Annotated in this window: 9 protein-coding genes; 5 read left to right on the top strand and 4 right to left on the bottom strand. The window is 66.3% G+C overall.

Annotation, left to right across the window (positions count from 1 at the left end; translation table 11 throughout):
• Window positions 1-97 precede the first annotated feature (97 nt).
• From AB5Y72_RS00980 to AB5Y72_RS00990, 3 genes are all read left to right on the top strand, one after another.
• Window positions 98-2,140, top strand: coding sequence for a TonB-dependent siderophore receptor (locus tag AB5Y72_RS00980; RefSeq protein WP_325783491.1), 2,043 nt, complete (start codon window positions 98-100; stop codon window positions 2,138-2,140).
• Between the two features lie 56 nt (window positions 2,141-2,196).
• Window positions 2,197-2,817, top strand: a complete 621-nt coding sequence (locus tag AB5Y72_RS00985) for a PepSY-associated TM helix domain-containing protein (RefSeq protein ID WP_219143382.1) — start codon at window positions 2,197-2,199, stop codon at window positions 2,815-2,817.
• Between the two features lie 160 nt (window positions 2,818-2,977).
• The gene (locus AB5Y72_RS00990; RefSeq protein ID WP_325783490.1) at window positions 2,978-4,012 is read left to right on the top strand and encodes an acyltransferase family protein; all 1,035 of its coding nucleotides are present in this window, start codon (window positions 2,978-2,980) and stop codon (window positions 4,010-4,012) included.
• On the opposite strand, the gene AB5Y72_RS00995 is transcribed toward AB5Y72_RS00990, so the two are convergent.
• Window positions 3,984-4,340, bottom strand: coding sequence for a helix-turn-helix domain-containing protein (locus AB5Y72_RS00995; RefSeq protein WP_219143381.1), 357 nt, complete (start codon window positions 4,338-4,340; stop codon window positions 3,984-3,986). The two genes, AB5Y72_RS00990 and AB5Y72_RS00995, sit on opposite strands and share 29 nt — an antisense overlap.
• Window positions 4,341-4,460: 120 nt before the next feature.
• On the opposite strand from AB5Y72_RS00995, the gene AB5Y72_RS01000 reads away from it, so the two are divergent.
• Window positions 4,461-4,766 carry a monooxygenase gene (locus AB5Y72_RS01000; RefSeq protein WP_219144289.1) on the top strand — a complete coding sequence of 102 codons (306 nt, stop codon included), beginning with the start codon at window positions 4,461-4,463 and terminating at the stop codon, window positions 4,764-4,766.
• Window positions 4,767-4,778: 12 nt separating this feature from the next.
• On the opposite strand, the gene AB5Y72_RS01005 is transcribed toward AB5Y72_RS01000, so the two are convergent.
• Complete coding sequence (locus tag AB5Y72_RS01005) at window positions 4,779-5,393, bottom strand: outer membrane beta-barrel protein (RefSeq protein WP_325783489.1); 615 nt, start codon at window positions 5,391-5,393, stop codon at window positions 4,779-4,781.
• A gap of 204 nt (window positions 5,394-5,597) precedes the next feature.
• On the opposite strand from AB5Y72_RS01005, the gene AB5Y72_RS01010 reads away from it, so the two are divergent.
• Window positions 5,598-6,236, top strand: a complete 639-nt coding sequence (locus tag AB5Y72_RS01010) for an exopolysaccharide biosynthesis protein (RefSeq protein ID WP_042077924.1) — start codon at window positions 5,598-5,600, stop codon at window positions 6,234-6,236.
• 75 nt (window positions 6,237-6,311) lie between these two features.
• Here AB5Y72_RS01010 and AB5Y72_RS01015 read toward each other — a convergent pair whose 3' ends face one another.
• Window positions 6,312-7,202, bottom strand: coding sequence for a sensor domain-containing diguanylate cyclase (locus AB5Y72_RS01015; RefSeq protein ID WP_209793755.1), 891 nt, complete (start codon window positions 7,200-7,202; stop codon window positions 6,312-6,314).
• Between the two features lie 241 nt (window positions 7,203-7,443).
• Window positions 7,444-8,028 (bottom strand): penicillin-binding protein activator LpoB, encoded by a 585-nt coding sequence (locus AB5Y72_RS01020; RefSeq protein ID WP_219143379.1) that lies wholly within the window; start codon window positions 8,026-8,028, stop codon window positions 7,444-7,446.
• Window positions 8,029-8,372: the final 344 nt, after the last annotated feature.

An 8,372-nucleotide genomic window follows, 5' to 3' on the forward strand; every position in this document is an offset into this window, starting at 1 on the left:
ATCAATATCATTAGCAACCTCTCGCGATGAGAGAAATCAATAATTACAAATAAATCAACAAGTTCAGGCCGATTGGTCGACAAAGAGTCACACCCAGATGAACCATTCCAACCCCCCGCGCGCCCTGCTGGGCGTCGCCTTGCTGGCGGTTTGCACCAGCCCCCGCGCCGAAGACGAAACCCTGACCGTGGTCGGCAAACGCAGCCAACATGAAGAGGTCGCCACCGCGACCCGTACCGCCACCCCGGCCAAGCTGGTGCCCCAGAGCATCGAGAGCGTCAAGTCAAGCGAGCTGACCGCCTTCGGCCAGCCCACCCTGAGTGAAGCCCTGACCGGTATCCCCGGCGTCAACGCCAGCGGTGACACCCGTTTCGACGGCGTCACCATCCGCGGTTTCAGCGCCAGCAACGACTTCTACCTCGACGGCCTGCGCGACGACATGCAGTACACCCGCGACCTTGGCAACATCGAGCGGGTCGAGGTGCTCAAGGGCCCCGCCGCCGTGCTCTACGGCCGTGGCAGCACGGGCGGCATCGTCAACCGGGTCAGCAAGGTCCCCCAGAAAGGGCAGGCCTCCAGCATCAGCGCCCGGGTCGGCAGCTTCGACAGCCGACGCTTCGCCGCCGATCTCAACGGCGAGGCAGGAGAGCGTGTACAGGTGCGCCTGAACCTGGCCCAGGAGGACAAGGAGAGCTTTCGCGACGATGTGACCAGCAAGCGTACCCTGCTGGCCCCCTCCGTCAACTGGGAGATCACCGACACCCTGAACTGGCTGGTGCAGTACGAGCGCAACGAGCACGATCGCACCCCGGATCGCGGCATTCCCGGCGTCGATGGTCGCCCGGCCGACGTGCCCATCGAGAGCGTCTACAGCGACACCCGCCGCGACTTCATCGACGACCTGGCCCAGTCCACCCGCTCCCGCTTCACCTGGGACCTCAACGATCAGTGGCAGCTGCGCCAGCAGCTCGGCTACACCACCCTCGACAGCCAGTTCGACAACACCTATGTCACCAGCGTCAAGGGTGACAAGGTGACCCGAGCCCGCTGGCAGCAGGATCTCAAGGCCAGCAGCCTCACCAGCAACACCGAGGCGGAAGGCCAGCTGCAAACCGGCCCCATCGCCCATCGTCTGCTGGTGGGCCTGGAGCAGGGCTGGCAGGATCGCACCCCCAAGCTCTACCAGAACGCCAGCCCGATCCCGCCGGGCGATCTCTACGATCCGGGCTCCCTGCCCACCTATGACGGCGCCATGAAGCTCTCCAGCGACGCCCATCACAGGGTGCGCGGCTATGGCCTCTACGTGCAGGATCAGCTCAGCCTGGGCGACTGGCACCTGCTGACGGGTCTGCGCCGGGATGACTTCACCGTCACCAGCCGCCGCAACGACCTCGACAAGGAGGAGACCCTCTCGGTCACCAGCCTGAGCCCGCGCCTGGGCCTGGTTTGGAACCCCATCGAGGAGCACGCCTTCTACACCTCCTACAGCAAGACCTTCACCCCGGTGGGCGGGGAGCTTATCGGCATCACCCCGGGGGACAAGAACAACCAGCTGGATCCCCAGCACACCCGGCTCTATGAAGGGGGCGTGAAGAGCGACTGGCTGAACGGCCGCCTCGCCACCACCCTCTCCCTCTACCGGCTGGAGATGTACAACAAGCGCAGCAAGGATCCGCTGGATCCCACCCGGGTGATCCTCACCGGTCTGCAGCGCACCGACGGCATCGAGCTGAGCGCCCGTGCCCAGCTGACCGACGAGATCTATCTGCGCGGCGGCATCGCCATCCAGGATGCCGAGCAGGTCAAGGCAGACGCGGACCTGCAAGGCAAGCGGCCGATGAACGTCTCCCGCCAGAACGGCCAGCTGTTCGCCGGCTACCAGAGCGGCCAGCAGGGCTGGTTCGGCGAGACCGGGGTGACGGCGGTGGGGGATCGCTTCGCCGACAACGCCAACACTACCACCTTGCCCGGTTACGCCCGCTTCGACGCCCGTGCCGGCTACCGCTGGCCCCAGTGGGAAGCCCAGCTGAGCGTGGAGAACCTGACCGATCACGACTACTTCGTCAGCGCCACCAGCGCGGCCCAGATCATGCCGGGCACGCCCCGTCAGCTGCACCTGACCGCCGCCTACCGTTTCTGACTCTCCCCTCCCCTGGCCAGCCTTTCGCTGGCCAGGCTCTCTGTGACACACGAGCAATGACACCCAGAAGACTCCCCCTGCACAACAACAAGTGGGTGCGCCGCATCCACGCCTGGGCCGGCTTTGCCACCCTCACCCTGATGCTGCTCTACGGCCTCACCGGCCTCTGGCTGCAACACAGGGCCGTGCTGCCCCTGCCGGGCCCCCACACCGGGAAATCCAGCGAGGAGATAGTGCTGAGCACGCCGCTGGCCAGCCCGGATGAACTGAAGGCCCTGCTGCAACAACGCTATGCGGAGGTATTCGAGGAGGGGCGACCCCAGATCACTCCGCCCCAGACCCTGCCCACTCCATCCGGCCCCCTCACCCTGCCGGCCCGCTGGGAGCTGCGCGGCGTCACCCTCAGCCAGAGCGTGGCCGCCAGCTATGTGGAAGGCACCCTGCTGGTGCGCACCGAGCTGCAGCAGGCCAACTTCGCCGCCAGCCTCAACCGGCTGCACCGCGGCATGGGCACCGGCCTCTCCTGGCAGCTGTTCGGGGATCTGGCGGCGCTGGCCATGCTGCTGCTGGCCCTCACCAGCCTGCTGATGTGGAACAAGCTGCACGGCCCCGCCGGTCGCGGCATCGCCCTGCTGCTGCTGAGCGCCCTGACCACGGTACTGGTGGCCCTGCTCTGAGCCGCAGCCCGCGACCGGCATCCACGGAGTAACACCCCGTCGGCCGAGGTAACAAAGGGTAACCGCTCACGAGCGGGGTCACAGTTGGCGGCCTGGCGGCTGGATGGGGGTCGCCTGCGGCTGATAGGGTGCGCCCAGATCCCGAACACCGCGAGGAATCATGCGCATCTCCAGCATCGAATGCGGGCGAGTGGTGGCCATCCTGGCCGTGATGACCATTCATCTCTCCCCCTTCAGCAACCCCTTCGACCCCGCCCTGTGGGACGGCACGCCCTACCCCCTGCTCGGGGCCGTCATCAACCAGCTCTGCCGCTTCGCTGTGCCGCTCTTCTTCCTGTGCGCCGGTTACTTCCTGCAACCCGCCCTCGCCGCGGGTCACCCACTGACGGTCGCGCTGCGCTACTGCCGCCCCCTGCTGGGGCTCTGGCTGGCCTGGAGCCTGCTCTATCTGCTGGTGCCCTTCAATCCGGTCGCGGCGGTGAGGGAGGGCTACCTGCCCGCCATGGCGGGCCAGTGGCAGATGCAGCTGGGGGATCCGCTCAACGTCTGGTGGGTGGGCGGCATGATCCACCTCTGGTTCCTGCCCGCCCTGATGGTGGCGGTGCTGATCCTGGGGCTCTGCCAGCGGGCCCGCCTGCCGAGACTGGCCCTGCTGCTGGGCGCCCTGCTCTACGGACTGGCCCTGATCGGCGGCTCCTATGGCCCGCTGCTGGGGGGCGAATGGGCCCTGCTGACCCGCAACGGCCCCTTCTTCTCCCTGCTCTTCGTGGCCCTGGGCGCCGAGCTGCGCCTGCGCACCTGGCAGCCGGACGCCAGGCGCTGCGCCCTGATGATGGTGGCGGGGATGGGGCTTTACGCCCTGGAGGCCGCAGGCCTGCTGCGCGTTGCCGCCGTCCCCCTCGCTCGTCACGACTTCCTGCTGGGCTCCCTGCCCTGGGCGCTGGGGCTGTTCGGCCTGCTGCTGGCCAACCCGGCGTGGGGCAAGGACAGCTGGCTGGAGCGCCAGGCGCCCAAGGTGCTCGGCCTCTACTGTCTGCACATGATGCTGGTGGTGTGGCTGATGATCTTCGGCCCCCAGGGCAAGCTGGTGTGGTGGGAACTCCTCAAGGTGCCCGCGCTGCTGGCGCTCACCCTGCTCGGCTACCGGCTGCTGGCGGTCACCGCCCTCAGCCGCCGGTTGCTGCGGGCCCGCTAGAAGCAGGATCCTCCCCTGCCAGCAGGTCGGCGTGGTTCAGCGCAAAATCGTGCATCTGCTGGAGCAGGGGGAGCAGGGCGACGCCAAGCGGGCTCAGGGCATACTCCACCCTGGGCGGCACGTCCGGGTAGAGGGTGCGGGTGATGACGCCGTCACTCTCCAGCTCCTTGAGCTGGGCGGTGAGCACCTTCTGGCTCACCTCGGGCAGGCAGCGGCGCAGATCGCCGAAGCGCAGGGTCTGGGCACGCAGATGAAACAGGATGGCCGGCTTCCATTTGCCGGTCAGCAGGCGCAACACCCGATAGGCGGGACAGGGCAGTGGGGACACGGGATGGCTCGCGAGTGGTTACTTTGCGGTAACTATGCCACGAAAATGTGCCTTCTTGCAGCCAAGATGCCGGCTTCCTATGATGCGGATTCCGTCAATCAACGCCACGAGAGGTTTATCATGCCCAGCCTGCTGCAGATCCATTTCAACTTCCCCGCCGAGATGATGGGACCGGCCCTCACCACTGCGGCCATGCCGCTGGCCGAGTCCATCACCCGGGAGCCGGGCTTCATCTCCAAGATCTGGACCGAGAACCCGCGCACCGGCGAGGCGGGCGGCATCTATCTGTTCGAGGATGAGGGAAGCGCCCTCGCCTACGCCACCATGCACGAGCAGCGGGTGCTCGCCATGGGCGCCAGCGCGGTGCAGTACAAGGTGTTCGACGTCAACGAGCCCCTGAGTCGCCTCACCAAGGGCATCGTCTAGCCCGAGCGGGGCTCAGAACCTCAGGGTCAAGCCGATATTGGCCTGCCACTGGGTGATCAGCTCTCCCCGCACCCGGAAGGCGCAGACCTCGGGGTTGCAGAGAAACGCGCTGTCGTCGTTGACCAGGGAGCCGTAGCCGCGCACCTCGGCCCGCAGCGCCAGGTGTTCGGCCAGGCGCGGCTGCACCCCGAGCGCCAGGGACATGGAGGGAGCCGTCTCGCTGTCGTAGGCATCGAAGCGGGTCACCCCTATCCCCGCGCCTAGATAGGGCGCCATCAGGTTGTCGGAGAGAAACAGGGCCCCGGCGAAGTGCAGGGTATCCACCGTCAGCCTGTCGGGCAGCTCGGGGGACACCCGGGTCGACTGGTGGCTGTAGAGCAACTCTATCATGCCCGGATCGTCCACCTCCCTGCTGATGAAGAGGCCCCAGCTGCCCGAGCTCTCCCCCTGCAGGCTGTCGAGGTCGCCGCCATGGGGCGTGGGCTCGGGTTCGTCCATGGCCTCGAAGTCGATGGACGAGCTGTATCCCGCAAAGGGCGTCAGCTGCCAGCCAGGCGCGGGGGGCTCGGCAGCCCAGCCCGCCAGGGGCAGCAACAACCCCGACACCATCCTCTTCGCTCCCCTCATGGTCCTCTCCCTTTGACAAAAATATGCGAAAAGCATATCAGAGCCCGCGACGTTCGCCCTTGATGGGGCCTGTATCACCCCGTTGGGTCCCCGGCCCCGAGATCCATTTCTTGCGCCGGTTCACATTATTCATCTGGGATTAACCTCTGCTGCGTAAGCTGGCGGCGCCACAGAGGTGGCGTCAACAGGATGAGGATCCCAGGAATGGTTGCCGCGCAACTCAACGACCCCCAAAGCACACTTGCCGATACCCTGAGGGCCACCGCCCACGCCATCGAGGAGAGCCACATCAGCCTGCGCCAGATGCTGGCCCTGGTGGGCGAGCAGGGCATGCTGCTGTTTTGCGTGCTGCTCACCGTCCCCTTCCTGCTGCCGGTCTCCATCCCCGGCGTCAGCACCCCGTTCGGGCTGCTGATCCTCTTCATCGGCATCGGCATCACCCTCAACCGGGTGCCCTGGCTGCCCGCCGTCCTGATGGAGCGCCGCTTCGCCGCCGAGCACATCAAACCGGCCCTGCACAAGGGGGCGGATCTGCTGGCCCGCATCGACCGCCTCATCCGGCCGCGCCTGCTGATCCTGACCGGCAGCTACGCCATCAACCGCTGCAACGGCCTGCTGATCATGCTGGCGGCCCTGCTGCTGATGCTGCCCCTTGGCGCCATTCCCTTCACCAACGCCATGCCCGCCTGGGCCATCCTGCTGCTGGCCATCGGCATGTTGCAGCGGGACGGTCTCTTCGTCGCCCTCGGCTACGCCCTGGTGAGTGCCACCCTGGTCTGGTTCAGCGCGCTGGCCATCGGCCTGCTGATGGCGGGCCAGAACATCTCGACGCTGTTTGGCTGAAACGGCGCCCAGACGCAGACAAACGAAAGAGGGCGACACTATGTCGCCCTCTTTCGTTGCAAGCCTGGGTGCCTTTCAGGGATCCCCTGCGTGGGCCACCCGGTTGCGCCCGCCCCGCTTGGCCCGATAGAGCCACTCGTCCGCCCGGGCCAGCACGGTGCCGAGATCCTCGCCCGGCCGGATCAGGGTGGTGCCCAGGCTCACGGTCACGGGGGCGGGATCCGGCGCCAGGGCCGCCACCGCGGCGCGGATCCGCTCAGCCACCTTCAGCAGTATCCCCTCGTCTATCTGCGGCAGCAGGATCAGGAACTCCTCGCCGCCGCTGCGCACGAACAGATCCTCCCCCCGCAGCTGGGCGGCCACGCAGTCGCAGACCCGGCACAGCACCCTGTCCCCGGTCTGGTGGCCGAAGCGATCGTTGATCTGCTTGAAGTGGTCGAGATCCAGCATGATGAGGCCGGTGAGCTGCTGCCCCTGCACCCTGTGGTGATAGTGTTCGAAGAAGAAGTGGCGGTTGTAGAGGCCGGTGAGCTGATCCGTCTCTCCGAGCCGCTTGAGCCGCTGTTGCAGCTCGTGCTGGCGGGTGATGCTGCGGGTCACCCAGGCCACCGCCCGCTTGCCGTCGTAGAGGGAGGGCAGCGGCGCTATCTTGCCCTCGAAGCGCTGCATCCCCTGGGGGCCCGCCTCGGCATCGATGCCGTCCACCTCGGCGGGGGAGAGGTCATACTCCACCACCTGCACCTGGCCGCTGGCGAGGGCCTGGGCCACCTGCGCCATCACCCACAGGGCCTTGTCCTCAGGCAGCACGTCCAGCAGTCGCCTGCCGATGAGCGGATTGCCGTTCTGGTAGGACTGCTGCTCCACCCCGCCGATGTATTCGATGTAATAACCGTCTTCGCTGAGGATGAAGACGGGATCCGGCAGCTGGGCCATCACTTCATAGAGTTGTGCCACTGAGAGCGCCATCCGTGCTCCTTGTTATCTGAGGGGAGGCTCCCCCTGTTATACAGGACTCACGGAGTATCGCACAGAAGGGAAGATCCGCTGCCGGGCCATGATCGATCAGTTGGTACTGCGCATCGACGGCGCATGGGAAAGGCGGAGGAGGCCGCCTGCAACATCGGCAAGCCGGCCCCGGTCGCAGGACAGGCCGGGGGATATCACGGGCGAGGCCGGATCCCGCCCGAGCGGGATCCGGCGAGAGGTATCAGCGGGCGGCGGAGCGGCTGGCGTTCCAGAGCAGCTCGCCGCTCTTGAGATCCATCAGGCTCATGGCGAGCCGGTAGCGGCTCCCCTCGGAGACGAGATCCCCGTAGAGCATGTAGCCCGCCCCGGTCTGGCGACCCAGGCGCACCAGGGAGGCGGGATTCATGCCCCCCTGCTGGTATTCGAGCTGACCCGTGATGGCCGCCACCTGGCCCGGGTCGGCGAAGCGAAAGCCGCTGTTAGCCTGAATGCGCTGGATCATGGCTACCGCCATGGGCTGGGTGCTGAAGGGCTCACCTGTACCGTTCTGGGGTGCCATCAGCAGCAGCACCGGGCTGCTGCCCGCGATCGACTGCACCTCGGCAGACTTCAGGAAGGCGTCCGCCATGGAGACCGCCAGCCCCGTCGGCGCCACCGGCTTGGGCGCCGGCACCGGCTCGGCCTTGTCAGGCTCGGCCACGGGTTTCTCTGGTTTGGTCACCGGCTTGTCCGGCTCTCCCACTGGCGCAGGCGTCCCCCCATAGGGATTGACCGCACAACCGCCCAGCAACAGGGCACCCACCATCAACAAGGAACGCAGCTTCATCTTTTCTCTCCGCCAGAAGTCCGCAAGGCGCACTTCGTCCATCATCCAGTTTGACGGAGCCCGGCTCCGCCTCCCCTCCATGCTAGAGACAAACCCGCCCCGGGTCGATGCGCCGTTTGCCGTCAGACGACAAAGGTTGGCCCAAGGAGCCCGTGCTTATATTTAGGCATGAGGGTGGACAGAAGTGGCGCGTTCGCACCGCAACATCTAGTAGGCAAGCCCACCGGTTTTGAGCTAGCGACTTTTCTTGGGAAGGTGCGAATAAGCGGGGAAATTCTTCTCGGCTGACTCAGTTTCAGTTTGAGCCGATCTTTTCTCCCGTAAATGCCTTGAATCAGCCTATT

This window comes from Aeromonas sp. R7-4, assembly GCF_040908055.1.
Lineage (GTDB): Bacteria > Pseudomonadota > Gammaproteobacteria > Enterobacterales > Aeromonadaceae > Aeromonas > Aeromonas sanarellii.

Bases quoted from the DNA above. Each gene is read 5' to 3' on its own strand.
- AB5Y72_RS00985 (WP_219143382.1), top strand. From the start codon at position 2,197: ATGACACCCAGAAGACTCCCCCTGCACAACAACAAGTGGGTGCGCCGC.
- AB5Y72_RS01015 (WP_209793755.1), bottom strand. From the start codon at position 7,202: ATGGCGCTCTCAGTGGCACAACTCTATGAAGTGATGGCCCAGCTGCCG.
- AB5Y72_RS01010 (WP_042077924.1), top strand. From the start codon at position 5,598: ATGGTTGCCGCGCAACTCAACGACCCCCAAAGCACACTTGCCGATACC.
- AB5Y72_RS00990 (WP_325783490.1), top strand. From the start codon at position 2,978: ATGCGCATCTCCAGCATCGAATGCGGGCGAGTGGTGGCCATCCTGGCC.
- AB5Y72_RS01005 (WP_325783489.1), bottom strand. From the start codon at position 5,393: ATGAGGGGAGCGAAGAGGATGGTGTCGGGGTTGTTGCTGCCCCTGGCG.
- AB5Y72_RS01000 (WP_219144289.1), top strand. From the start codon at position 4,461: ATGCCCAGCCTGCTGCAGATCCATTTCAACTTCCCCGCCGAGATGATG.
- AB5Y72_RS01020 (WP_219143379.1), bottom strand. From the start codon at position 8,028: ATGAAGCTGCGTTCCTTGTTGATGGTGGGTGCCCTGTTGCTGGGCGGT.
- AB5Y72_RS00980 (WP_325783491.1), top strand. From the start codon at position 98: ATGAACCATTCCAACCCCCCGCGCGCCCTGCTGGGCGTCGCCTTGCTG.